Source organism: Allofournierella massiliensis, assembly GCF_004345265.1.
Classification (GTDB): Bacteria; Bacillota; Clostridia; order Oscillospirales; family Ruminococcaceae; genus Allofournierella; species Allofournierella massiliensis.
The window spans coordinates 41,473-65,445 of the sequence record NZ_SLUM01000006.1 but is presented as its reverse complement, the minus strand read 5'-3'; the positions used below and the strand labels follow the sequence as shown (position 1 = coordinate 65,445).

Annotated in this window: 22 protein-coding genes and 1 tRNA gene; 3 read left to right on the top strand and 20 right to left on the bottom strand. The window is 58.5% G+C overall.

Translation table 11 applies throughout. The annotated features are described in order from the left end of the window. Positions 1-11 precede the first annotated feature (11 nt). The 11 genes from EDD77_RS04615 to spoIVB all read right to left on the bottom strand — a co-directional run bounded on the left by EDD77_RS04615 (position 12) and on the right by spoIVB (position 14,149). Positions 12-605: an MBL fold metallo-hydrolase gene (locus tag EDD77_RS04615; protein WP_058966726.1), complete on the bottom strand. Its 594-nt coding sequence runs from the start codon at positions 603-605 to the stop codon at positions 12-14. Between the two features lie 28 nt (positions 606-633). Beyond that, entirely contained in the window at positions 634-1,083 is a 450-nt protein-coding gene (dtd, locus tag EDD77_RS04610; RefSeq protein ID WP_058966728.1) for a D-aminoacyl-tRNA deacylase, read from the bottom strand. A 25-nt stretch (positions 1,084-1,108) separates the two neighbouring features. After that, entirely contained in the window at positions 1,109-3,283 is a 2,175-nt protein-coding gene (locus tag EDD77_RS04605) for a RelA/SpoT family protein (protein ID WP_058966730.1), read from the bottom strand. A 3-nt stretch (positions 3,284-3,286) separates the two neighbouring features. Next, positions 3,287-5,320 carry a single-stranded-DNA-specific exonuclease RecJ gene (gene recJ / locus EDD77_RS04600; RefSeq protein ID WP_058966732.1) on the bottom strand — a complete coding sequence of 678 codons (2,034 nt, stop codon included), beginning with the start codon at positions 5,318-5,320 and terminating at the stop codon, positions 3,287-3,289. Next, positions 5,317-6,618 carry a hypothetical protein gene (locus tag EDD77_RS04595; protein WP_132587323.1) on the bottom strand — a complete coding sequence of 434 codons (1,302 nt, stop codon included), beginning with the start codon at positions 6,616-6,618 and terminating at the stop codon, positions 5,317-5,319. Before EDD77_RS04595 ends, recJ begins: the two co-directional genes overlap by 4 nt. Positions 6,619-6,678: 60 nt before the next feature. Further along, on the bottom strand, positions 6,679-8,271 hold the full coding sequence (locus EDD77_RS04590; protein ID WP_058966736.1) for an NAD(P)/FAD-dependent oxidoreductase: 1,593 nt from the start codon (positions 8,269-8,271) through the stop codon (positions 6,679-6,681). A gap of 9 nt (positions 8,272-8,280) precedes the next feature. Then, on the bottom strand, positions 8,281-9,555 hold the full coding sequence (locus EDD77_RS04585) for a CdaR family protein (protein ID WP_058966738.1): 1,275 nt from the start codon (positions 9,553-9,555) through the stop codon (positions 8,281-8,283). Further along, a complete protein-coding gene (gene cdaA, locus EDD77_RS04580; RefSeq protein WP_242868479.1) occupies positions 9,536-10,417 on the bottom strand; it encodes a diadenylate cyclase CdaA in 882 nt (293 codons plus the stop codon). Before cdaA ends, EDD77_RS04585 begins: the two co-directional genes overlap by 20 nt. Positions 10,418-10,663: 246 nt before the next feature. Beyond that, entirely contained in the window at positions 10,664-11,776 is a 1,113-nt protein-coding gene (gene ispF, locus EDD77_RS04575) for a 2-C-methyl-D-erythritol 2,4-cyclodiphosphate synthase (protein WP_058966740.1), read from the bottom strand. 188 nt (positions 11,777-11,964) lie between these two features. Further along, positions 11,965-12,714 (bottom strand): sporulation transcription factor Spo0A, encoded by a 750-nt coding sequence (spo0A, locus tag EDD77_RS04570; RefSeq protein WP_058966742.1) that lies wholly within the window; start codon positions 12,712-12,714, stop codon positions 11,965-11,967. A 205-nt stretch (positions 12,715-12,919) separates the two neighbouring features. Next, positions 12,920-14,149 carry a SpoIVB peptidase gene (gene spoIVB, locus EDD77_RS04565; protein WP_058966744.1) on the bottom strand — a complete coding sequence of 410 codons (1,230 nt, stop codon included), beginning with the start codon at positions 14,147-14,149 and terminating at the stop codon, positions 12,920-12,922. 145 nt (positions 14,150-14,294) lie between these two features. Here spoIVB and EDD77_RS04560 point away from each other — a divergent pair. Next, a tRNA-Leu gene (locus tag EDD77_RS04560) sits at positions 14,295-14,378 on the top strand. Between the two features lie 149 nt (positions 14,379-14,527). Here EDD77_RS04560 and EDD77_RS04555 read toward each other — a convergent pair. From EDD77_RS04555 to EDD77_RS04535, 5 genes are all read right to left on the bottom strand, one after another. After that, on the bottom strand, positions 14,528-14,809 hold the full coding sequence (locus tag EDD77_RS04555; RefSeq protein ID WP_058966745.1) for a hypothetical protein: 282 nt from the start codon (positions 14,807-14,809) through the stop codon (positions 14,528-14,530). Positions 14,810-14,848: 39 nt separating this feature from the next. After that, complete coding sequence (locus tag EDD77_RS04550; protein WP_058966748.1) at positions 14,849-15,124, bottom strand: hypothetical protein; 276 nt, start codon at positions 15,122-15,124, stop codon at positions 14,849-14,851. A 186-nt stretch (positions 15,125-15,310) separates the two neighbouring features. Beyond that, positions 15,311-15,607, bottom strand: a complete 297-nt coding sequence (locus EDD77_RS04545; RefSeq protein WP_058966750.1) for a DUF2089 family protein — start codon at positions 15,605-15,607, stop codon at positions 15,311-15,313. A gap of 171 nt (positions 15,608-15,778) precedes the next feature. Further along, positions 15,779-16,102, bottom strand: a complete 324-nt coding sequence (locus tag EDD77_RS04540) for a DUF6442 family protein (RefSeq protein ID WP_242868480.1) — start codon at positions 16,100-16,102, stop codon at positions 15,779-15,781. 455 nt (positions 16,103-16,557) lie between these two features. Beyond that, entirely contained in the window at positions 16,558-16,836 is a 279-nt protein-coding gene (locus EDD77_RS04535) for a hypothetical protein (RefSeq protein ID WP_058966751.1), read from the bottom strand. A gap of 210 nt (positions 16,837-17,046) precedes the next feature. Here EDD77_RS04535 and EDD77_RS04530 point away from each other — a divergent pair, with 210 nt between their 5' ends. Both EDD77_RS04530 and EDD77_RS04525 read left to right on the top strand, forming a co-directional pair. After that, positions 17,047-18,429 (top strand): hypothetical protein, encoded by a 1,383-nt coding sequence (locus tag EDD77_RS04530; RefSeq protein ID WP_132587322.1) that lies wholly within the window; start codon positions 17,047-17,049, stop codon positions 18,427-18,429. 72 nt (positions 18,430-18,501) lie between these two features. Further along, positions 18,502-19,776, top strand: coding sequence for an MFS transporter (locus tag EDD77_RS04525; protein WP_132587321.1), 1,275 nt, complete (start codon positions 18,502-18,504; stop codon positions 19,774-19,776). A 68-nt stretch (positions 19,777-19,844) separates the two neighbouring features. On the opposite strand, the gene EDD77_RS04520 is transcribed toward EDD77_RS04525, so the two are convergent. The 4 genes from EDD77_RS04520 to EDD77_RS04505 form a co-directional block, all read right to left on the bottom strand. Next, on the bottom strand, positions 19,845-20,708 hold the full coding sequence (locus EDD77_RS04520; protein WP_242868481.1) for an HAD-IIA family hydrolase: 864 nt from the start codon (positions 20,706-20,708) through the stop codon (positions 19,845-19,847). Between the two features lie 7 nt (positions 20,709-20,715). Beyond that, on the bottom strand, positions 20,716-21,459 hold the full coding sequence (locus EDD77_RS04515; RefSeq protein WP_058966758.1) for a glycerophosphodiester phosphodiesterase: 744 nt from the start codon (positions 21,457-21,459) through the stop codon (positions 20,716-20,718). A gap of 89 nt (positions 21,460-21,548) precedes the next feature. Further along, positions 21,549-22,967: an ABC transporter substrate-binding protein gene (locus EDD77_RS04510; RefSeq protein WP_058966760.1), complete on the bottom strand. Its 1,419-nt coding sequence runs from the start codon at positions 22,965-22,967 to the stop codon at positions 21,549-21,551. Between the two features lie 85 nt (positions 22,968-23,052). Further along, on the bottom strand, positions 23,053-23,814 hold the full coding sequence (locus EDD77_RS04505) for a carbohydrate ABC transporter permease (RefSeq protein ID WP_455577865.1): 762 nt from the start codon (positions 23,812-23,814) through the stop codon (positions 23,053-23,055). Positions 23,815-23,973 lie beyond the last annotated feature (159 nt).

Genomic DNA, 23,973 nt, shown 5'->3' with positions numbered 1-23,973 from the left:
TTGTTCTGTATTCAGACAAACATCAGATAGGGGTTTTCGGTCTTTTCCTGACCCAGAGTGGTAAAATCGCCGTGGCCGGGCAGCACAGTGGTGTCATCCGGCAGGGGCAGGCCCTTGATCTTTTTCAGGCTGACCCGCTGCTCAGCGGGGCTGCCGCCCTCCAGGTCGGTGCGGCCCACACCGCCGGCAAACAGGGTATCGCCCGCAAAAAGCAGACCGGCGCACTCGATGATCCAGGAACCGGCGGTGTGCCCCGGGGTGTGCCAGGGGGTGAATTCCGCCTCGTCCACCTGAATGGGGGTGCCGTCCTCGTAGCAGGCGTCGCTTTTCGCCACCGGGTACAGCTCATTCCCCTTTGCGTCGGCCGGATCCAGCCAGACCGGGCAATTCCAGCGGCGGCGCAGCTCCTCCACACTATACACATGGTCGAAGTGGCCGTGGGTCAGAAAAATACGGGTCAGCTTTGCGTTTTTCTCGCCCAGCAGGCGGTCGATCTCATCCGCCGCCGGGGCCGGATCCACCGCTACGGCATTGCCCTGATCGGTGACAATCACAAAACTGTTGGTGTAGTAGGGCGCGGGGCCCCGCAGATGATATACGTTCATGGGGTCTCCTTCTTTCCGGGGGCAGCGATCACCACTCGTCGGTGTCGATCACAATGGTCACCGGGCCGTCGTTGGTCAGGCTCAGCTGCATGTCGGCGCCGAATTCGCCGTGCTGAACCTCCTTCAGGCCCTGTTCGTTCATTTTTTCCAGAAACAGCTCGTAAGCCTGCACCGAGAGCGGGGGCTTTGCGGCGGCAATGAAGCTGGGCCGCTTGCCCTTTTTCGTGTCCGCATAGAGGGTGAAGTTGCTCACCACCAGGGCGGAATAGGCCAGCTCCACGGCGCTCTTGTTCAATTTACCCGCCTCGTCGGAAAAAATGCGCAGGTGTGCACATTTTTCCGCCAGCTTGGGTACAATGGCCAGGGTGTCGGTATCCTTCACGCCCAGCAGAATCACCAGGCCGGGGCCGATGGGACGGGGCTCGCCCCCGTCCACAATCACGCTGGCGCCGGTTACACGCTGAATCACAGCTCGCATTGATGTTCTCCTTCCCTTTTGGGGGTCATACACGCATCACGCTGACCACGTCCTTCACGCGGCGCAGCTTAGCCAGCACGCTGTTCAGATGCTCGGTGCTGGCAATGCCGATGGTCAGCGACATGGAGGCACGGCCATTGTCCACTGCGCGGGCGCTCATGGCGTACACCGGAACCCGCAGATCGGTCAGGGCCATGGCCACATCGCCCACCAGACCGCTGCGATCCATGGCGGTGAGCTCCAGAGTGGCCTTGTAGTTTTCCTGCTTGGTATCCTCCCAGTAGGCACGCACCCAGCGGCCCTTGTTTTCCGGGTCGTTCATGCTGACCTGGGCGTTCTGGCAATCCTTTTTGTGGATGGACACGCCAAAGCCGCGGGTGATGAAGCCCACGATCTCGTCGCCGGGCAGAGGGCTGCAGCACTTGGCAAACTTCACGGGGCAGTTGTCGATGCCTTCCACCACAACGCCGTCGCTGCCCTTGTATTTCTTCAGGGGGATGTCTGCCAGCAGGTTGGCGGCCTTCTCATCGCCCGCCTTGAGCTTTGCGTATTCATCCTTGATCTTGCCCATCAGGCGGCTGATCTGCAAACCACCGTAGCCCAGGGCCGCATACATCTCGTCGGCACTGTTCAGGCGCTGACGGCGGGCGATCTCGGCCATGAAGTCATCCCACTTGTCATCCGGCACGGTAATCAGGTTGCGGCGCATTTCCCGTTCCAGTGCGGCACGGCCCTCCTGAATGTTCTCCTCTCTGCGTTCCTTCTTGAACCAGTTACGGATTTTATTGCGGGCCTCGCTGGTGGTAACGATCTTCAGCCAGTCGCGGCTGGGGCCCTTGTCCGCCGGGCCGGTGATGATCTCGATGATCTCGCCGGTGACCACCTTGTGGTCGATGGGCACAATACGGCTGTTCACCTTGGCGCCGACCATCCGGTTGCCCACCGCCGAATGGATGGCGTAGGCAAAGTCGATGGCGGTGGCCCCGGCAGGCAGGTTGATCACGTCGCCCTTGGGAGTGAAGGCAAACACCTCTTCGGGGAGCAGGTCGCCCTTGATATCCTGCAGCAGGCTGCCGGCGTCCTCGTTTTCCCGCTGGCTTTCCAGCAACTGGCGCACCCAGGCCAGACGCTCCTCCAGCCGGTCGCTTCCGCCGCTCTGGATACCGGCCTTGTATTTCCAGTGGGCCGCCACACCGTATTCCGCCATCTGGTCCATCTCGCGGGTGCGGATCTGCACCTCAAAGGGGATGCCCTCGTGGCCGATAACGGTGGTGTGCAGCGACTGGTAGCCGTTGGGCTTGGGGGTGGAGATATAATCCTTGAACCGGTTGGGCAGCGGATGGTACATGTCGTGAATCACGCCCAGAGCGTTGTAGCACTCGGCCACCGTATCCAGAATGATGCGCACTGCATACACATCGTAGATTTCCTCAAAGTCCCGGTTCTGCATGAACATCTTGCGGTAGATGCCGTAGACGCTCTTCACCCGGCTTTTCATGATGGCTTCCGGCATGCCGTTTTCCGCCAGCCGCTCCCGGATGACCTCGGCAATATTGGTTACAAATTCCCGGCCGCCGTTTTCCGCCAGCAGATCCTTGATATTCTGGTAGCCCACCGGGTCCAGATAGCGCAGGCTGCGGTCCTCCAGCTCTTCCTTGATGTTGCTGATGCCCAGTCGGTGGGCAATGGGCGCGTAGACCTCCATGGTCTCCAGCGCCTTATCCCGCCGTTTCTGCTCGGGCCAGGCGTCGCCGGTGCGCATGTTGTGCAGTCGGTCGCACAGCTTGATGATCATAACCCGAACATCCTGGCTCATAGCCATGAGCATCTTGCGCAGGTTCTCGGCCTGCTGCTCCTCCACCGAGGAGAACTTGATCTTGGTCAGCTTGGTCACGCCGTCCACCATGTGGGCCACATCCGCGCCGAACTGGCTTTCCAGCTCATCCAGCGTGACTGAGGTGTCCTCCACCACGTCGTGCATCAGGGCGGCGGCCAGGCTTTCGGTGTCCATGCCCAGATCCACCAGCAGCATGGCCACATGCAGCGGGTGGCAGATATAGGGCTCACCGGAGCGGCGGAACTGGCCGTCGTGGGCCCGCTCCGCCAGATGGTATGCCTTGTCCAGCATCTCCATATCGTAGGGGCGGCCCGACTCCAGGACCATTTGTTTTAAATCATCATATACTACATATCCAGCCATGGATCATGCCTCCAGTGCCTTGAGTATCGGGGCCGAAAACAGATCCTGTTTCTGGGCCACCGGTACCGGCGCATACTTTTTGGCCCCGCCGGTCTCGCAGATTTCCACAAGGCCCAGCTGGGTCAGGGCGGTCAAACCCGCCAGAATTCGCCCGGTGTTCTCCGGGCCAAGTTTTGCAAATACCGGCTGCAGATCCTGCGCCCACACCTCGCCCTTCTGAATCATGCGATAAAGCGTCACGATCAGGGCGCGCTGGGGCACAAGTTCCCGCCGCTGGGAATCCGGCAGCCTGCTGCCGTGTAAAAATGCTTCAAAGAGAGCCGCCTGCCGGGCCGTCTGAGCAGGCAGACCCGCCGGACGCAGTTCCCGAATGCGACCGGAGAGCTGGGGCCCGTTTTTGCCCTGATAGATGGACAGGGTAATGGCCGCGTCCACCCGGTCGCCGGTCTGGTAGGGCAGCTGGGCCACGCTCACGCCGAAATAGGCGGCGTACAGGCAGCCTGCGCCCTGGCGCAGCCGCAGCCGGCAATGCCGCCCGTCGCTCACCGGATAAACACCCTCGATCTGGGCATTTTCCAGCAGGAACAGCGGCGCGGGATTTCCGTTGCCGCAGGGAGCCAGATAGTCCAGGCCCTCCACCTCCTGCACGGTCAGCGCATCCAGCCGGACGGTCACATCCAGCTCCAGCGGCGGACTTTCCAGCACCGGATATTCCCGGGCGGCAAACTCATTCAGCGCCTTGCGCAGCGCCGGAATATTCTCTTCCTTCACCGAAAGACCGGCAGCCAGCGCATGGCCACCAAAGCGCAGCAGCAGGTCACCGCAGGCGCTGATGGCCTTGTGCAGATTAAATCCGGGCACACTGCGGCCGGAGCCCTTGCCCTCGCCGTTCTGCACGCTGATCACCATGACCGGCTTACCGTAGTGCTCCACCAGCCGGCTGGCCACAATGCCGATCACGCCGGGATGGTAGTCCTGGCCCCAGACCAGAATCACCCGGTCGTTCTGGCGGGCGGGGTCCGCCGCCAGCTGGGCCTCGGCTTCAGCCATAATGCGCTGTTCCGCCTCCTGCCGGGCGGTATTGCTGGCCACCAGCTGATCGGTGAGCTGCTGAGCCCTGCCCTCGTCCTCGCACAGAAGCAGCTGTAAGGCGCTCACCGCGGAATCCATCCGCCCGGCGGCATTCAGCCGGGGCGCGATGGCAAAGCTGATGCTCTCGCTGGTCACGGGCCTGTCGCCCAGACCACAGGCCTCCAAAAGTGCCAGAAGGCCGGGCCGTTCGCTGTTCTGCAGTGCATACAGGCCATGCTTTACAATGGTGCGGTTTTCTCCCTGCAGCACCATCACGTCCGCCACGGTGCCGATGGCCGCCAGATCTCCGCAGAAATCCAGCAGCATCTCCGGCTCGCAGCCATCCAGCGCGGCACACAGCTTGAACGCCACACCCGCACCGGAAAGGGTCTTACAGGGGCTTTCGTCATCTTTTCGGGCGGGATCCACAACCGCCACCGCATCCGGCAGCTCTTCGCCGGGCAGGTGATGGTCGGTGATGACCAGATCCACCCCCAGCTCCCGGGCGCGCCGGGCTTCGGGGATAGCGGTGATGCCGTTGTCCACCGTGATAATCAGCTTATAGCCCTTTTCAGCCAGCTGCTCCACAATGGCATTGGTGAGGCCGTAACCGTCCTCCTCACGGCTGGGCAGCTTGCAGCGCACATTGGCGCCCATACCCCGCAGGTGAGAATATAAAAGGGCGGTGGCAGTCACGCCGTCCACATCGTAATCGCCAAAGATCACAATGGGCTGCTCTTCGTCCACCGCCTGTAAAATCCGCTGGACCGCTTTGTCCATATCCCGCATCAGAAACGGGTCGGACAGAGGAGCATCCTGCTCCAGAAATTCCATGGCCTGCTCGGGGCTGCTCATGCCACGGGCCACCAGAATGCGCGCCAGAAGAAGCGGCGCGCCGATGGCATTTGCCAGCCGGGCGGCGGCCTGTTCATCGGGCTGCTTTACTTGCCAGGCTCGATAGGTCATTGGTTGTTTTGCTCCTTTGAGTAGAAAGTATCGTCCGTGGAAAGGCCATCCTGGGCCAGCATGGCCTGCATGGCGCTGATTTCGGTGGACACATCCAGCGCGGCATCGCTGAGCAGATCGTCGCGCAGGTTCTCGAAGGCACGGTTCACCGTGTGCAGGATGCCGGTGATCTCCAGCTTGATGTTTCCTGCCACATCGCCCTTCTGATCCTTCACATCATCGTAGGTTTTCAGCAGTTTCAGGGTGGTGGGCATATAATACCGCACCAGACGGCGCACCTTTCCGGCACTGTTCGGGTGATCTTCCACCCAGCCCAGAATTTCGCCGGTCTGGCTTTGCATGCGCACCAGCTCCTGCTGCAGATCCGGTTCATCCGCCGCCGCAGCAATGTGCTCACCCAGCACCTTCCGGAACTGAGCTCCCTGATCCAGCGTCGCCCGCAGCTCTGCCCCTGCAGGATCCTGTGCATCCGCCTGTTGGCGGGCCTGCTCTGCGCGGCGCTGCTCCTCCTGCTGGTGCTGCAGTTCCCGATATTCTGCCGCATTCAGGAAGAACCTGTTTTCTTCCTCATCCAGATAGGCATTGGGCAGCCAGCCTCTGCGGATCATGAGGGCCAGATCCTTTTTCACAAAGGGTACCGGCCGCTGCACAACCTCGCTGAGCCGTTCCAGCGGCACATTGGTCTGCTGACCCATCCCCACCAGATAGCGCTTGCGGCGGAAACGGCGGCCCGGCTGCAAAAACAGCCAGCGGGCACCCAATCCAACGGCGATGCAAAGCGCCAGCGAGAACAAACTGAGCACAACATCTGTTGCAATAACTTCCGGGATACCACTCATAAGGCCGCCCACGAAAATCAGTATTCCAAACAGCCCCAGCACCACTGCGCAGCCGGTGGCAACGGTGCCGCCCATCATGCAAAGGCCATTGGCCATTGTCTCTCCCAGCCGATCCACCGCCCGATCCACCCGGGCGGCCGCACGGTTTGCAGCAGCGTGTGTCTGCGGCGCCTTGTAACGGGGGGTACCAGTGGCAGAGGGCCGCACCGGTTGCGGCCGCTGCTGGCCCTGCTTGCCTGCTGCCTGGGCTTCGTTCAGGCTTTTCTGCACCTGATCCCAGCCCTCTTTCAGGCCGCGGCCCACCTCGGTGGCCACGGTAGCCCCCAGCTCATTCATGCTGCGGCACACCTCTTCCCAGGGATCCTGGCTTCCGGGAGCACGGCCACTGCCATTCTGGCTGCGCCGTTCCTGCCCCTGTCTGCCCCAGGCATCGTATTCATACGGTCTTTTTTCTGCCATGCTCTCTTCCCCATCCATTCCCTTCCGGCATTCGTGCTCCTGGTCGAATCGCCGTTTTTGTTATTCCTGCGGGCCGCCGGTTTCCATCAACGCCCGGGCACAGCGCAGGCCGTCCACTGCCGCGCTCACAATTCCGCCCGCGTAGCCCGCACCTTCGCCGCAGGGGTACAGCCCCGGCAGCGCAGTACATTGCAGGTTCTCCCCCCGCTCCAGCCGAACCGGGCTGGAGGTTCTGGTTTCCAGGCCGGTGAGCACCGCATCCGCCGCGGTATATCCCCGCAGTTTGCGCTCAAAGGCGGAAAGCCCGGTGCGAAGGGTTCCGGCCAGCTCTTCGGGCAGAAGACTGCCCAGATCAAAGGCGCGCACACCCCGATCGTAGGTGGGCTGTACCCGCCCCAGATCCAGCCGGCCCTTGCCCTGCAAAAAGCTTTGCACGGTCTCGGCGGGCGCTGTGTATCCGCCACCGCCCGCCGCATAGGCCGCCCGCTCCAGCTGCCGCTGGAAGGCGATAGCCTTTGCCGGGTTCTGGCCGAAATCCCGGCCGTCCACACTGACCACCACCGCCGCGTTGGCATTTTTGCCTGCACGGGCATGGTAACTCATACCATTGGTGAGCGCGCCGCCCTCCTCGCTGGCCGAGGCGACCACCTGGCCGCCGGGGCACATGCAGAAGGTATAGACACAGCGCTCGCCCACATGCTGGCTGAGCTGATATTCGCCCCGGGGCAAAGCCGGGTGACCCGCCGCCTGGTGATAAAGGCTTTTTTCAATCTCGGTTTGCAGGTGCTCCGCCCGGAAGCCCACCGAGAAAGGCTTGCAAACAAGGGGCAGGCCCTCCTCCTGCAGCATCTCGAAGGTATCCCGCGCCGAGTGGCCCACCGCCAGAATCAGCGCCGGAGTGGTGATGTCGCCGCCGGTGGTCTGTACGCCGCACAGCCGACCGTTTTCCCGGATCAGCCCTGTAAGCCGGGTATTGAACCGCACCTCGCCGCCCAGCTGCTGAATCTCGCCCCGGATAGACTGGATCACGCCCCGCAGCAAATCAGTACCCACATGGGGCTTCTGCCGATAGGCAATCTCTGCCGGCGCACCGTGGCGCAGCAGAGTCTGGGTCACAAAGCCGCACAGCTCGTCGTTGATGCGGGTGGTGAGCTTACCATCGGAAAAAGTTCCCGCACCGCCCTCACCGAACTGGATGTTGGCGTTCGGATCCAGCTGACCGGTGGCGGAAAAATGCTCCACCGCCCGGACACGCTCTTCCAGCGCAGGGCCACGTTCCAGCACAATGGGCCGATAGCCGGCCCGGGCCAGTGCCAGAGCAGCAAACAGACCCGCCGGGCCCAGACCGCACACCACCGGGCGGCCACCCAGCGGTGTTTTTGCAATAACCGGCCGAAATTCCACCTGCTTGGATATAGCAATGCAGGGCGCGGCCCCGGCCAAGGCCGGTTCCGCACCCTCGTTTTTCAAGGTGATGGCGATGGTATACACCAGCACGGGCTTGCCGTGCCGGGCATCCACCGAAAGTTTTGCCACCCCCGCGCTGGCCACCTGACTTTCAGGCAGGCGCAGGGTTTTTAAGGCCATGGCTTTGGCCTGCTGTTCGGGCTGGGGCACATTCAGCCCCACCCGAAGCCCTCGTATCAACAGCATCTTTTCTGATCAGCTCCCGGAATCTACTGTGATGGAACACTCTACCGAATAGCTGCCCACCGCAAAGATGGTGCTGGAAGAGGGTACCGAAATGGAGACCGACAGGCTCTCCGTGCCTTCAACCACCTGACTCTGGCTCATGTCCACCGTAGCCACCACGCTGCTGGGCGAAAGTTCTTCCAGCTCGTCCTCGGGGCCAATCAGGGTCACATTCGCCACCCGGGTGTCATTCACCTTTACGCTGTAACCATCCGGTGTGTTGATGGTGCGGATGTTCGCCACGTTCAGCGTCCGGCTGGCAAGGCCGGTGGTGTCAAAGCTCAGGGTTATGGTTTTCACATTATCCTTGCTTTCCACACCCTTGGGCAGGTTCACGTTCAGGCTGTAAGACTTATCCATCTCGAAGGTGGACAGGTCAAAATCGCTTACCGCCAGCTCGGTCAGGGACTCCAGGGCCTCGGGCTTGCCGCTCACCACCATGGTCTCCTGAGACAGGCTGTACTTCAGAGTGTTCAGATCAAAGCCCTCCGGCACGTTGATGAAGTTCACCACCAGCGGCAGTTCCTTGGTCTGGTAAATATTAATGGTCACATCCACCACCGTGGTGTCCATGGTGGTATATTGCAGGCTCAGGGCCTCACCTTCTGCGTCCTGTGCCTCCAGTGTGACTGTCTTGATCTTGCTTTCCGACATGTTTTTCAGATCGGAGCTGGGCTCCACCCGGGCAACAATCCGGTCAATCCGGTCCACCTCGCTGGCAGGGCCGCTTACCGTCACCATACTGGGAGAAGCCACCGTTCCCTGCAGCTTATAACCGTCGGCAATGGCCAGGTCGCTGGCCTGCACCTGGACGGTAAAGGTTTTTTCCTCCACAGAGTCGAACACAACGGTAACCCGTTCGTCCTTGTTCACGGAGGCCTTCACCTGGCTGGCGCTGTCCCGCACCAGAACCCGCAGGGGCAGGGTTACTTCACCGGGCCCGTTCACCGAGGAATAATCCGGGTAAACCACGAAATCCTCGGCCTTCAGGCCACTCAGATCGTAGCCGTTGCCCTCCAGTTTCAGGGAGACGTTTTTCTGGGGGTTGTTCACGATGTCCAGCCCCTTGCTGGTGTAGCTGGTGGAATTGTAGGTAAAATCCACCGGCACATTGTAAATCGTTGTGCTCTGGTTGGGATTGATCACCATGGTAACCACCATCCACAGTGCCACCGCCAGCAGAATGGACAGGGGGATGGAAAAACGCCGGTCGTCCAGCAGAGACTTATCTTTGTCCTTTTTCATTCTTTTTTCTCCAGAAAGAAGATTTTTTAGGAGTTTCCTGCTGCTCGGGCGGAACCAGCTCCTCCTGCAGCATATTGAACAGATTCTGGCGATCCAGCCGGCGGATCAGTACGCCGTTTCTTGCCAGCGAAATGATGCCGGTCTCCTCGCTGACCACCACCACCACGGCATCGGAGTTTTCGCTCATGCCCAGCGCGGCCCGGTGGCGGGTGCCCATATCCTTGCCGATCTCCAGATTATCCGAAAGAGGCAGCACGCAGCCCGCCGCCTTCAGCATACCGTCGCGCACCACCACTGCACCGTCGTGCAGGGGGGTTCCCTCATAGAAGATGGTGCCCAGCATCTCACGGTTCACATCACCGTTCAGTGGGGTACCGGTTCGGATGATTTCAGACAGATTGGTGTTGCGCTCCAGTACAATCAGCGCGCCGGTGTTTGTGTCGGACAATTGCTCCGCCGCGTCGCAGATGGCCAGGCAGGCATTCTGCCACTGGGCTCGCAGGCCCGGATCCATCCGACGGCTGCGCAGCAGCTTGGACGCCCACTTGTCTGTGCGGCCCATCTGCTCCAGCGCCCGGCGCAGTTCCGGCTGGAACAATACCACCAGCGCCAGAATGCCGACCTGCAGCACACTGTTCATGACCCACATCACGGTGCGCAGCCCCAGAATATAGGCCAGCGCATACACCGCGACCACAACCACTGCGCCCTTGGCCAGCTGAGCCGCCCGGGTCTTGCGGATCACCGCCAGCAGCTCATAGATCACAAAGGCGACGATGGCGATATCCAGAATATTCTGCGGCTGCAGCCAGATGGACATCAGATTGCCCACAAACTGGCTGATCTCAAACCCATTCGCCACAAAAAAACCTCCTGTGCATGCCGCCGCAGCTTTCCTTGCCCGGCGGCACAGCGTTTCGTAATTTCATGCTATCCTTTTTGCCGGCTTCAAAGCCTTCCACGGCTTTACAGGCAACCGGCAATGCTCCGTGAAAAGAGCGGGCTTCTTACAGATTTTCGCCCGCCCCGGTCACGCCATACTTCAGCATGATACCGTTTTTAGTATAGCACACGCCTGCAGGCTTGAAAACCTTTTTTTACCTGCCGCTCAGCGGGTGATCAGTGCCACCGCATGCACCGCGATGCCCTGCCCAGCTCCGGTAAAGCCCAGCTTTTCCTCGGTGGTGGCCTTCACACTCACCTGCTCCTCAGTGATACCAAACGCCTGTGCCAGATTGCGGCGCATGGCAGGAATATGGGGTGCCAGCTTGGGTGCCTGGCACAGGATGGTGGAGTCGATGTTTTCGATCTTCCAGCCCTGCTGGGCCATCAGCCGGGCCACATGACGGGCCAGCTCCAGGCTGTCCGCCCCTTTATAGGCAGGGTCGGTATCCGGGAAATGCTTGCCGATGTCACCCAGAGCGGCCGCACCCAGCACCGCATCCATCACCGCATGGGCCAGCACATCCGCGTCGGAATGGCCCAGCAGACCTTTTTCGTAGGGGATGTCCACCCCGCCCAGAATCAGCCGGCGGCCCTCTACCAGCTTATGTACGTCGTATCCATGACCAATGCGCATACTCGCCTCTCCTTTCAGATCCTCCGGTGTGGTGATTTTATAGTTGGCGTAGTCGCCTGCGGTCAGCACCACCGGTCGGCCGGCCTTCTCGAACAGCTGGCAGTCGTCGGTAATGGAATCGTCCGCCGCCTGTGCCAGCAGCTCCAGATACTGCGCCCGGTCAAAGCACTGGGGCGTTTGCACCGCGAACAGACTCTCGCGGGGAGGTGTGGATTTCACCCGGCCGTCCTCCGCCTGCTTGATCGTATCCTTCACCGGTACTGCCGGGGCTGCTGCACCGGTGGCAGCGGCCGCATGCAGCGCCTGGGTGATCACGGCCTCGCTCACAAAAGGGCGGGCTGCATCGTGGATGGCCACCAGCTCGCCGGTGGCAGCGTTCACCCCATTGCGCACACTGATGGCCCGGGTCTCTCCCCCGCGCACCAGAGTTACCGGCTTTTCACACCCCGCAGCTGCCTTTTGGGCGGGGCCATCGTTTTCACCGGTCACCAGCACGATGTCCTGCACCAGCGGGTGACGGTCGAAGGCCCGCAGGCTCAGCTCCAGCACGGTGCCGCCGGAAAGACGACAGGCCAGTTTGTCAAAGCCCATCCGGCGGGAAGAGCCGGCGGCCACGATCACAGCAGTTACGGTTTTGTTCATGCTCGGGTGCCTCCTGATGCAAAACCTTCCGCTCTGGCAGAAGATTCCGCTTTCATTCTTTGTAACAGATTCATTATATCGTATCCTGCTCCAAAAATCCACAAAATGTATACAGTGTGCGCACAAAAAGCAGCCGTTCCGGCGCTGCGCACCGGAACGGCCCCTGCTCGCTGTTCTTTTCTTTTCACTCAGGCCTGACGCTGCTTTTTGTCCAGCCGCATCCGGTCGCTGATCATGGCTACAAATTCCGAATTGGTGGGCTTGCCCCGCAGATTGTGGATGGTGTAGCCGAAATAGCTGTTCAATGTATCCACATCGCCCCGGTCCCAGGCCACCTCAATTGCATGGCGGATGGCCCGCTCCACCCGGCTGGCCGTGGTACCGTTCTGTTTGGCAATTTCCGGATAAAGCCGCTTGGTCACCGCGTTGATGTAGTCCTGATCCTCCATGGTCAGCAGAATGGCATCCCGCAAAAACTGGTAACCCTTGATGTGGGCAGGCACCCCAATCTGATGCAGGATCTCGCTGACCCGCACCTCGTCGCTGCCTGTGCCGATCTGCCGGTGCACCGGCGCTTTGCCCAGCGCCTTCAGCGCCCGGCCGGCCAGAATCTGCTCATCAAAGGGGCGCACATAGTAAAAGGCAAACCCGCTTTCCAGCAGCTCCTGCTCCGCCTCCTCGTTCTGGAACGGGCCGGTGGCGAAAAAGACCGCGGTGCCGCCCTGCGCTTCGTACCGCTGCTTCACGGCCAGCGCATCCAGGCCGGGCATGAATACCTCCAGCAGAACAGCACGGGGCCGGCATTCCAGCAGCTTTTCCAGCACCTGTGCGCCGTCCCGCGGGCAGACGGTCACTTCCAGGCCGCGGCTTTCCAGCGCTGAAACGCAGGCTGCGGTGGCTTCGCCCAGATCGGTCATCAAAAATTTCATAGTCTCCATTGTTGCTTCCTCCTGTTTTTACATCCGTTTTGCGGGTGGTTTCGCTGTGTTGTCTCAACAACGGGAATTTTACCATATATTTCCAGTCATTGCAATACTAAATTCCAGTTTTTACCATCTTTTGAAAAAGTTTTCCTTCTCCATTCCAGCAAATTTTGCTCCGGGTCTTTCAAAGCAGCCAAAAGATGACAGTAATCCTAACGGATCAGGCTGCATTGGATTTGCCTTGCGTCGCCAATATATCCGCTGTTTCCAGCATGGTCTGGGCAAAAATCCCATAGCCCCGGGTGGGGTCGTTCACCAGCACATGGGTTACTGCGCCCACCAGCTTGCCATCCTGTTCGATGGGGCTGCCGCTCATGCCCTGCACGATGCCGCCGGTACTGCTCAGCAGCTGAGGGTCGGTCACTCGAATTACCATGTTCCGGTTGGGATCCTCCTGACTGAGCGACACCCGCTCGATCTCCACATCATACCACCGGGGTGTCGTGCCCTCCAGCGTGGTGAGAATCCGGGCCGGGCCGCAGCGCACCTGCTGCGCCTGTGCCACGATCATATCCTGACCACTGTGCAGACCCCGGATGCTGCCGTAAACACCGGTGGCTCCATTGGCCAGAATATCGCCCATGGCGATCTGGCTGGTAAACCGGCCTTTCAGCTCGCCGGGCACGCCAGCCTCCCCTTTTTCATAGCCGGTAATGGTCACGGGGGCAATCTCGCCGCTGCGCAGCGCGATGCTCTGGCCGGTGTCCGCGTCGCTGATGGGGTGGCCCAGGCCGCCGTACATCCCGGTGGAATTGTCCACAAAGGTAAGGGTGCCGATGCCCGCCGAGGAATCCCTCACCCACATACCCGCTCGCCAGGTACCGCTTTCTTCGTCCTGCATCGGCTCCAACGTGGTGGTACACTGCTCTTCGCCCCGCTGGTAAATCACCTCCACCGGGCGTCCGGCGGCCTCCTGCAAAGCATCGGCCACATCCTGATTGCCATGGGTGGCGATTCCATCAATGGAAAGAATCCGATCGCCTATTTTGAGCCCGGCGCTTTTGGCCGGATTGGCACCCCCGCCCGGAGCCGGAAGATCGGTAAAGCCCACTACGGTTGCCCCTTCCGCAAACATCTTGATGCCGAAGGGAGTGCCGCACACGGTCACCGCACGCTGATCCACCGCCACCGCACGCACTGTTTTGACCGGAATGCGCCCCAGAATGCTCAGCGTAACATTATAACTGTCTCCTGCCGGCACAGAGCCGGCCTGGGCTGCACTGCTCTGCTGCAGGGGTTGAAGCCAGGGCATTTGGGCAAACCGCAGGGTCTGGCCCTGCTCCACCAGAAAGGTATCGGGCAGCTGCGTATACAAATATCCCCACCCGCACGCAAACAGCGCACCGGCTGCCAAAAGGGCAGCCAATCCGCGCCGAATCCAGCAAATCATACGCGCAAACGCTCCTTTGCAAAATGGTCTTATTGCTCAGTATGCGCAGATTTGGGCGATTTCATGTAAAACAATGCCACAGGGCAAACCGCACTGGCTTTTCATTGACAAGTTCCTCGGGATTTTGCTATAATATGGAACACATGCGGATATGGCGGAATTGGCAGACGCGCTGGTTTTAGGGTCCAGTGTCCACGACGTGCAGGTTCAAGTCCTGTTATCCGCACCACGTCGGAATGGACTACGCTCCATTCAAAAAGCCCCGGTCGGTTGACCGGGGCTTTTCTCTTTTATTTTGTCCTCTTTGTTTTCAGCAAATGGTTCACACTTTCAAACCCATTCGGATATGAGCCCGTGGAGGTGATGAACCATCCACGCTTATTCCATATCATCTTTCGCCTTCATCCCGGCAAGCTCCTTTTTCTTCGCGGCTTCGTGGCCTTCCGCCCACATTAAGAAAAAAGTCAGCGTGGGAAAAACAATGGTTTTCCAGTCCTCCGCCCAGCTTACCCTGCCCTGAAAGAATGCCACCGCCAAAAGAACGAGCCACCCCAGCGGGATAATTCCACCCACATACCAGTATCTGGGCGGGCGGCGGCTGGCCCAGTAATGAAAAACAAAAATTGCAAGAGCAATCACCAGCAAAATCGCCACTTTCATTGCGCTTTCCTCCTTACAGGTCTTTCGCTCTCATATACTCTATTTCTTTCTGCTGCATTTTCTGATTTTATCTCGCCCTGTTCCCCAGTCCCCAAAGAATACCGTATTCAGGATGACAAACGGAAAAACATACCGCAGTTCCAGAGGAACAGCACCGCTGGCAAAAACCCAGACCGATCCCGCAAGAATCAGGCCCGGAATAATCCCACCCCACAGGGGATTTTTCATCTTTGTACACAAAAGATACTCCGCCACCATCAAGACCAGAGCAATGGCACAGCCTGCAAGCAGTTCCAGAACCGTTCCGTCAATCATTTTTACCTCTTCCTTTCCTTACAGATCTTCTGTTTACAATCATTTCAATTTTTCTGCACATCTGTGCTCATATCGGCCTGTCAGCGAAAGTCAACCACCCAAGAATCAGTATCTGGCGGCGTCCCAATCTTCCATACACTTCAAAAGGCCGCTGTCAACGATCGTGAAAGCCCAATGTTGCATCCGTTATTCTCTTTTCTCCTGTTTATACTTATCAATGATGAGCTTTGCTGTTTCCAGATCAATTCGAGAATCTACCGCCAGACCTTTAATAAAGGTGGTGAAGGGTTCCTCTTCCTTTTGGTCACCCAATTCAATTTTCTGAATCAATTTATCCAGCCGAAGGCGAACGGTTGGATAAGATACCTCGTACAGCCGGGCAATTTCTTTCAGCGATCCGGATTTCAGAACAAAATTCTTCAAAAATGCAATGTCCTCCGGCTCCAGCGCAAGAATCCACTGTGGAATTTTATCAATCTCCATTTCAATTTCCCTTTCGCTTTGTATTTAACTATATTCAATATAACATAAATAATATTAAAGTCAATAGAAAATCATTTTTTCTTTTCTTTAAAACAGAAAGAGCAGGGAACCATCTTGTCCCCTGCTCTTCACAGCTCATCCAAATGCTAAGTAACCCATCCAGGTTTGGTACTATCCTGCAATTGCAAACCAGGCCAGCAGTGCAAGCCCAACCATTCCTGCGCCGATTGCAACCCAGAGATACGGCTTTTCTCCATGCTGGTCATATTTGTAAAACAGACTGGCCGCAGCCCCGACAAACAGCAGAGCCAGACTGCCCTTCCATGCCGGGTTTCCCTTAACAAGACACAGAATGGTCAGAATCTGGGTGGCGGCTGTCATAAATTCCAGCGCAGTGATTTTGGAACGGGCATCAACCTCCTGGTTCCACTGTTCCTTTATTGGGCAAGTGCTCTGCGGATTCTCACCGTTTTCCCTGTTCATTTCCGGATTCATCTCATTCGCTCCTCTCCAGAACCTTTTTCCTGTAGCTTACTCCATAGTATCACTGCCACATTTCAATTTCAATTCGCCTGTGGTAGAATAAAATCAATAAAAGGAGATGAGCTTTTGTGAACAGGCTTCTATTCCGGTTGATCCCCCGCAACATAAACAACCCAAATGTGGAATCTATTGGTACACCTGCTGCACCATTCAGCACCGTACCAACGTCTGTTTTGCGGCCATTTTTGCCCTGTGCTTTTCTGCCTTTCCGGCAGTGTACGCGCAGGGCTTTTCTGTTTTTTATCCTGTTGAGGCGTTGCGCAGGCCAGAAATGATTGTAACGAAGTTATGCCTGATTGATTTCATCATAGAGACTTATGCGAAAGTGGGACCTTCAAATGCCCGATTCCAAAGAGCCGCGCCGCAATTCCCCGGCACATCCCGTGGATACTTCTTCAAATCCAGAATCAGAAGCCTGTAACAGTAACGCGGTCTACCAGACAGCAAAACGGGCTGCCGCCCGCCGGTGCCGCTGGATCCCGCTGGCTTTGCTGGTTGCGCTTGTATTCTGTCTGGCCATGTTCAGCCAGACTGCCGAGTTCCGGTGGCTGCTCGGGGCCCTTACCTGCCCTCTCGTATTGATCGTCCTTCTGGTTATACTGCAATGGAGTGCCCTTCGCCGACACTGGGTTTGCCCACAGTGCGGGCATCCACTTCCTCTGCTTCGAGACGCTCTGCTCGTTCATATCAAATATACCGCCTGCTGTCCTCACTGCGGGTACAACCTGGAATCGGCTGCACCGGCGGGGCAGACACAGCCAGAAGAAGCCGCCGGAACCTCGCCTTCCCCTGCATCCGAAGGAACCTTCCACCCTGAACTGACCGTGATGTCTCTTCCCGTGCCGGCCAGCCCCTGGCCCACCCGAATCTGCGGCACAGCCGGTTTGGTGGCGGCCGTGCTGATTCTTCTTGCAAGCTGGAAAACCGGCAACATCGGTCCTTTTTTCTGGAAGCCAATTGCTGCCGTGGTCTGTCTGCTGATGGCCCTGATGCTGCTTTTCTGCCGTCCGCCCCGCCTGCCAGAATCCATTCATCCCACGGTGATGGTGCGGGAATGCCGCTGGGTGGTCTGGTTTGCTATTCCCATGTGGCTGATCGGTATCATCACCGTCCTTGCCGGAGCAGCAGCCCCGCAGCCGGATGGGAACACTGTCGCCCTCGTACTTCTTGTCGGTGTGTTATTCTCCCCTTTGGGAGTCTGGTGCCTTCTTGACCATCACAACCGCGCTCTGTATCTCTGGGAGGAAAATTCCGCAACCCGTTTGGCATACAGCGATCTTTTTGGCCGCCTGCGCTGCTTTGATGCCGGTCAGATTGTATCCGTTCGGCTGACTGTCAACAAGTCTGTTCACCTGCTGGACGCAAACGGCAACAAGCTGGCCGCCGTGGAAACCATGATGCCCGGTTTCAACAATCTGCAGAACTGGCTGAAGGAGCGGGGCCAGATGCCGGTACCGACGCCCGCCATGAAAAAGGCAACAGCAACCAGAAACCGCTCCGCACCGGAACCCCTTTGCTGGAAAGAAGAATACCGTACCCGCTGGCACAATCATCTGAATAAGATTCGCTTCGGGATGTGGGTCACCGTGGTCCTGCTTGGACTGGGCGGAATTCTTCCGGCCGCTCTGTATCTGAAAGGTGTTCTCTCTTTCATGCCCATGATCTGGCTGATCACTCTCGCCCCACTTCCCTTTTTCGTAATCTGTTTTCGTTTTTCTCCGGTGCTGCTGTTTGAGGAACGCGCCAAACCCGCTACGGACGAATGGCGCGCCATGCACATCAAGGCCCCCTTTGTTCTTCTGCTCTGGTTCACTTTGCCTTACATTGGGCAGGTTTATTTCCTCTGGTCTCGCTGGATTATGCAGGTGGCAGAGCCCGGTCTGGCGTGGGGCATTCAGAGTGTGCTTCTGGCCGCTCTGCTGATTGCCCTGTTCGCACGGCTCACCCCTCGCCGTTTGCGTCAGGAATCCGTCATGCTGGTGGGGCTCCTGCTTATCTTCTTTTCCACCACGTTTGTATACGGGGCCAATCTGATGCTCAGCGGGCCGGTTGTCCATTCCCCGTTGGTGATTCTGGGCAGCCACGCCGCAGACCCCACGGGCGGCGAAGACCTCTCCACCCTGACCGTACAGCTGGCAGACGGCAGCGAAACAACGCTGAATGTACTCGACAATACCTACAAGGCCGCGCTGTCCGGTGAAGAGCTGGTGCTCTGCCAGCGGAAAAGCCCGCTGGGAATCGTTTTTGTGGGGATTCATCGACCAGACACACACAGGTGACGGGTGTCCTCTTCCCCTTTGGCTGCGGGTATGGTAGAATGTTGAGAAATGCAAAAAGCAGGAGATTCAACTATGGAACCAAATGCAGCCAAAACCGGACGCAGACAGCACGCCCTTCTTCAGGTGCTTGCAAACAACAAGGGCAACCCCCGCACCCTGATTCTGATCGAGCCGCTGTGGGGGATCCCCTATAACCTGATCACGCCCTTTGCCACCCTTTATATGTATACCCTTGGCGTGACCGATGTGCAGATCGGACTGATTCTGTCGGTAACCATGGTGGTGCAGGTAATCATCGCCTTTCTGGGCGGCATTCTGACCGACAAGCTGGGCCGAAAATTCACCACCATGCTGGGGGACTTTTTCGGCTGGGCAATCGCCTGCCTCGTGTGGGCCGTATCGCAGAATTTCTGGATGTTTCTGGCTGCGGCGGTGCTCAACTGTTTTGAGCAGGTAAACCAGACGGCCTGGTTCTGCCTGCTTATCGAGGACGCCAACCCCGGCGATCTGGTGGAAATCTACACCTGGGTGACCATCGGCGGGCTGGTGGCAGTGTTTTTTGCCCCTCTTTCCGGCCTGTTCGTGAATGCCTACTCCATCGTACCGGTGGTGCGGGTGCTGTATTTCCTGTTTGCCCTCACCATGGTGGCCAAAACGCTGATTACCTTCCGTTTTTGCCATGAAACCGGGCAGGGCCGCATCCGGCGGGAACAGACACGGGGTGTTTCCGTACTGCAGATGCTGGGGGATTACCGCCAGCTGATCCCCAGCCTGCTGCGCAGCCCCGGTCTTGTAAAGGCGATGGCCGTTTCCGTGATTCTGTACATCACCACCATGATCAACAACAGCTTTTTCAGCCTGTATGTGACCCAGCGGTTGGGGCTTTCGGAAAACTTTCTGGCCCTGTTCCCCATTCTGAACGCCTCAGTGATGCTGATCTTCATGGTAGGCCTGCAGCATCGGCTTCACTTTGAGCGGTTCCGGATGCCGCTTTGGATCGGGCTGACCCTTTACGGCGCGGGCGCATTGGTGCTGATTCTTGCACCATTGGGCAGTTTAACTGCGGTTCTTCTGTATGTATTTCTTACCGCCGTGGGCGCCGCACTGGTGAACCCGCGCAAGGATGCACTGCTCCAGCTGAATCTGGATGCGCAGGAACGGGCCCGGATGAACGCCCTGATCATTGCTTCCACGGTGGCGCTCTCCTCCCCCTTCGGCTATCTGGCAGGGCTGCTTTCCAGCCTGGACCGTCGCCTGCCCTTCGTGTTCAGCTTTCTGCTGTTCGCCGCCGCCATGCTGGTGGTGGCCCGTATCCGGGAGCCACAGGTCACCGAACAGCCGGAATAAGCCTTCGATTACAACACAAAAAAGCTGTTTCCTCAAGCGCAGAGGAAACAGCTTTTTGTTTGTATGGTTCATCCGGCACAGGCTTCTGCCGTACCGGTCTGCACAACGGCTTTCATCGCAGGCGCATTGCTCCGGGTGGGAACAATAGCCTCCGCCAGCTCCTTCACCGAAGGGAACAGAAACCGGGGCGGGTGAGCAAAGGCTGCCGCATCCTGCAGGGTAGCCTCACCGCTCAGTACCAGAGCGGTATCCACCCCCGCATTCACACCGCACAGAATATCGGTATACAGCCGGTCGCCCACCACCAGAGTTTCCTCCGGGGTGCAGCCGGTGCGCTGCAGGGCGTATTCCACCATGGCCGGCTCCGGTTTGCCGATGAAGCGGGGCCGCTTATCGGTTGCAGTTTCGATCATGTTGCAGATGGCGCCGCAGTCCGGCAGATAGCCGAATTCCACCGGACAGACCAGATCCGGGTTGGTGGCAATGTATTCCGGTTCGCCCTCGGTGAGCAGCCGGCACACATCCTTGATCTTCTCATAATTAAGCTGGTTGTCATACGACACCAGCACGCAGTCGATACCGGGCTGCAGGCTGGTGGTGATATGAATGCCGTTTTCCCGGCACTCCTGCAAAAAGGAGTCGGTGGCGAGGCCATAAATCAGCCTGCCCGCACAGTGTTCTTTCAGATACTGGATGGTAGCATAAGCGGCTGTGATGTACTGATCCGGGCTGGTCTCCACCCCGAGTTGTCGGAAAAAGCGGATATAATCCCGAGTACTGCGGGTGGCGTTGTTGGTGATGAAGATAAACTGCCCGCCGCGCTGACGAATGGCTTCCAGAAAGGCGCCCGCCCCGTCGATCAGGCCATCGCCCTTGCAGATGGTCCCATCAATATCCAGCAGAAAGAGTTTTTTCTGACGCAGCTGTTCCACCGGCGGCTTACTCCTTTTCCCCCAGCTCTGCGCGCACCTGCAGCGCCAGCCTGGGGTCGTTGGTGATCACTGCATCCACCCCGCGCTCCATCAACAGGCGCATATCCTCCGGGCGGTTCACAGTCCATACCCGCACAGCAAGGCCACTCTGCAGATAGTCGGTGAGGAAATCCGCCATTTTCACATGCCACAGGGCAGGATGCAGTCCCTTCACTCCGTGACGGGCAGCATATTTTTCCACCTCAAAAATCACATCACTGAACAGATACGCAGTCTCAGCAGCGGGATCCAGACGGCGCACTTCTTCGATGCTGTAATGGTTGAAGGAGGAGTAGATCACCCGATCCTGCATGCCCAGCTCCTTCACCAGCTCCAGCGTCTTTTTCTCGATGCCCTCGTACCACAGAATGCCGGTTTTCAGTTCAATGTTCACCTGCATCTTGCCGGGGCGCACCAGTTCCAGCACCTGACGCAGGGTGGGAATGCGGGCCGCTTCATAGCCTTCCATGTGATTGTCCGCCCGAAGAGCCTGCAGCTGAGCCAGTGTGTGATCCTTCACAAGGCCCTTGCCGTTGGTGGTGCGTTCCAGCTTCTCGTCATGGATGACCACCAGCTCCCCGTCCGCGCTCAGATGCACATCCAGCTCGATGCCCTCGGCCCCCTGCTCCATGGCAAGGCGGAAGGCCTCCAGCGTATTTTCGGGCGCGTACTCACTGGCCCCCCGGTGAGCAAATACTTTGGTCTGTTTCATGGGTTCATACTCTCCTTTTTCGTACATTCAAGCCGAAAGACCGGGAAAAGAGGAATCTTTTCCCGGTCGTGCTTCCGGCGATGGGAAGATCAGCCGTTGATCAGGTTATAGGTCTCGATGGTTTCGTTCATCTGATCTGCAATGGACTGTACAGCCTCCTCGGGAGTCTGGCCGCCACTCAGCATCTCCTCAATCTCGGTCTCCACGATCTGGCGGGACTCGGGGAACACGCTCAGCAGAGCGCCCGCATACTGGGGAGCGGAATCATGCAGCTGGTCGATGGCGGTCTGGAACTGAGGATACTGCTCCATGTTCTGCTTGTAGGTATCCTGCTCGGCAGCAGCGGTGGTTACAGGGAAGTAACCGGTCTGGGCATTCCAGTAAGCCTGAGACTCGGGCGAAATCAGGAACTCGATAAAGCGCCAGGTGGCCGCGGCCCTAGTCTCGTCGTTGTTGTTCAGGGCCCACAGAGAGCCGCCGCCAATGGACACGCCGCCCTCATCAGAATCATTGACCTTGGGGAAGTAGGCGGTGCCTACCTCAAAGGAATCGCCGCTGTCCTGCAGAACCTGCTTCAGAGAAGCGGTGCTGCCGAACATCATGGCAGCCTTGCCGGAGGTGAAGTCGGTGGTGGCAGTGTCGCTGCCGGAGCGGCCCACATTGGGGGCAATGCCCGCATCGTACAGCTCCTTCCAGCCATTCAGAATGTTCAAAGCGCCGCCGTTGGAATCGAACACCACACTGGTGGCGGCCGCGTCACGGCCGTTGCCGTTGTCCACCAGATCCAGGCCCTGCTTGCCCATGAACTGCTCGAACCACCAGCCATACACACTGATGGCAATGGGCTCGGTACAGCCGGCCTCCTTCAGCTTTTCGCCGGCCTCGGCAATCTCGGAGAAGCTGGTGGGAACCTGTTCAATGCCGGCGGCCTCGAACATATCCTTGTTGTAGTACAGCAGAGGGGTGGAGGAGTTGAAGGGCATGGAGTACAGGCCGTCGCCGGTGGTGTAGTAGGCGGCGATGTTGGGCTCGATCTGGGAAATGTCATAACCGGAAGCATCGATCATCTCCTGCATGGGGATGACCCAGCCGGAATCGATCATGAAGCGGGTACCGATGTCGTAGATCTGCACCAGATCCGCGCCCATGTTGCCGATCTGGGCGCTCTTGAGCTTGTTGATGGCATCGTCATAACTGCCCTGATACACGGCCTCCACGGTGATGCCGTACTCGTTTTCGGCGTTGAACTTGTCCACCAGATAGGTCATGGCCTCGCCGTTCACGCCGCCCATGGAATGCCAGAAGGTGATCTTGGTTCCATTGGTGTCCACATTGGCAAAATTCTCGCTGATCAGGCCGGAGGTCTGGGCCGTGGTCTGCGCAGCGGTGGTCTCGGCGGTGCCGGCGGCCACGGAGGAATCGCCTGCGGCGCCCGCACCACAGCCGGCCAGAGTGGTCATTGCCATTGCGGCGGCCAGAACGCCCGCCAGGATCTTCTTTTTCTGCATTTCTTTTCTCTCCTCAAAACTTATTATACTTCGTTGCTTATCCTTTTTCTATTTACAAACGGCATTTTGCCGGTTGCATCGCTTGTCAGCCCTTCACTGCACCGGAGAACATGCCCCGGATCAGCTGCTTCTGGCCCACCACAAAGATGATCATACTGGGGATGATCACCGAAACCACACCGGCCATCATCAGAGTAATGGACTGGGCATCGGTGTTGTCCAGCATGCTGATACCGATCTGCACGGTGCGCATCTCCTGAGAACCGGTAACCAGCAGGGGCCACATGTACATGTTCCAGGCGTTGATGAAGGTGTAAACGGACATTGCCCCGATGGCGGATTTGGTAAGGGGCAGCAGAATTCGCACGATGAAGCGCAGGTTGCTGCAACCATCCAGCTTGGCGGATTCGTACAGCGAGATGGGGAAGGTCATATAGAACTGGCGGAACAGGAAAATCCCCATGGCGGAGGTGAGTGAGGGCACAATCAGCACGATATAGGTATCCAGAATGCCCAGCTGGCTCACGGTCAGGTAGTTGGAAATGATGGTGGCTTCGCCGGGTACCATCATGGTGGCCATCACCAGCATGAACAGCAGGTTTTTGCCCTTGAAGTTCAAAAACGAGAAGGCAAAGGCTGCCAGCGAGCAGGTGATGATCTGGCCCAGCGTAATGCAGCCGGCCACAATGAAAGAGTTCAGGATAAAGCGCAGCAGGGGCACCTGAGCCCAGGCGCGCAGGTAGTTTTCCAGCGTGGGGGCGCTGGGGATCAGGTTCATATCCATGGTGAACAGCTCGCTGCCGGTCATCAGGGAAACGCTGACCGCATACAGCAGCGGGAACAGCATGAACAGGGCAACCACTACATTCAGAGTCACCAGCACGCCGGTTTTGATCCGGCGGCGGCGCAGCGCGGCAGCACTCATCCGGCGATGCAGCGCCGCCAGCTGCTCTTCGGTATACTGGCCCCGGCGCAGCACGCCGCTCATCGGGGCCTTCTGGTTCAC

Coding starts and splice junctions, on each gene's coding strand:
- EDD77_RS04505 (WP_455577865.1), bottom strand. CDS start 23,814: ATGCTGTTCCCGCTGCTGTATGCGGTCAGCGTTTCCCTGATGACCGGC.
- spo0A (WP_058966742.1), bottom strand. CDS start 12,714: ATGGAGACTATGAAATTTTTGATGACCGATCTGGGCGAAGCCACCGCA.
- EDD77_RS04510 (WP_058966760.1), bottom strand. CDS start 22,967: ATGCAGAAAAAGAAGATCCTGGCGGGCGTTCTGGCCGCCGCAATGGCA.
- EDD77_RS04590 (WP_058966736.1), bottom strand. CDS start 8,271: ATGCTGTTGATACGAGGGCTTCGGGTGGGGCTGAATGTGCCCCAGCCC.
- EDD77_RS04605 (WP_058966730.1), bottom strand. CDS start 3,283: ATGGCTGGATATGTAGTATATGATGATTTAAAACAAATGGTCCTGGAG.
- ispF (WP_058966740.1), bottom strand. CDS start 11,776: ATGAACAAAACCGTAACTGCTGTGATCGTGGCCGCCGGCTCTTCCCGC.
- EDD77_RS04555 (WP_058966745.1), bottom strand. CDS start 14,809: ATGAAAGTGGCGATTTTGCTGGTGATTGCTCTTGCAATTTTTGTTTTT.
- EDD77_RS04585 (WP_058966738.1), bottom strand. CDS start 9,555: ATGAAAAAGGACAAAGATAAGTCTCTGCTGGACGACCGGCGTTTTTCC.
- EDD77_RS04595 (WP_132587323.1), bottom strand. CDS start 6,618: ATGGCAGAAAAAAGACCGTATGAATACGATGCCTGGGGCAGACAGGGG.
- recJ (WP_058966732.1), bottom strand. CDS start 5,320: ATGACCTATCGAGCCTGGCAAGTAAAGCAGCCCGATGAACAGGCCGCC.
- dtd (WP_058966728.1), bottom strand. CDS start 1,083: ATGCGAGCTGTGATTCAGCGTGTAACCGGCGCCAGCGTGATTGTGGAC.
- EDD77_RS04615 (WP_058966726.1), bottom strand. CDS start 605: ATGAACGTATATCATCTGCGGGGCCCCGCGCCCTACTACACCAACAGT.
- EDD77_RS04535 (WP_058966751.1), bottom strand. CDS start 16,836: ATGAACGAGCAGAGCGTCTCGAAGCAGAGGAAGTGGATGCCCGCACTG.
- EDD77_RS04540 (WP_242868480.1), bottom strand. CDS start 16,102: ATGAATCCGGAAATGAACAGGGAAAACGGTGAGAATCCGCAGAGCACT.
- EDD77_RS04550 (WP_058966748.1), bottom strand. CDS start 15,124: ATGATTGACGGAACGGTTCTGGAACTGCTTGCAGGCTGTGCCATTGCT.
- spoIVB (WP_058966744.1), bottom strand. CDS start 14,149: ATGATTTGCTGGATTCGGCGCGGATTGGCTGCCCTTTTGGCAGCCGGT.
- EDD77_RS04515 (WP_058966758.1), bottom strand. CDS start 21,459: ATGAAACAGACCAAAGTATTTGCTCACCGGGGGGCCAGTGAGTACGCG.
- EDD77_RS04545 (WP_058966750.1), bottom strand. CDS start 15,607: ATGGAGATTGATAAAATTCCACAGTGGATTCTTGCGCTGGAGCCGGAG.
- EDD77_RS04525 (WP_132587321.1), top strand. CDS start 18,502: ATGGAACCAAATGCAGCCAAAACCGGACGCAGACAGCACGCCCTTCTT.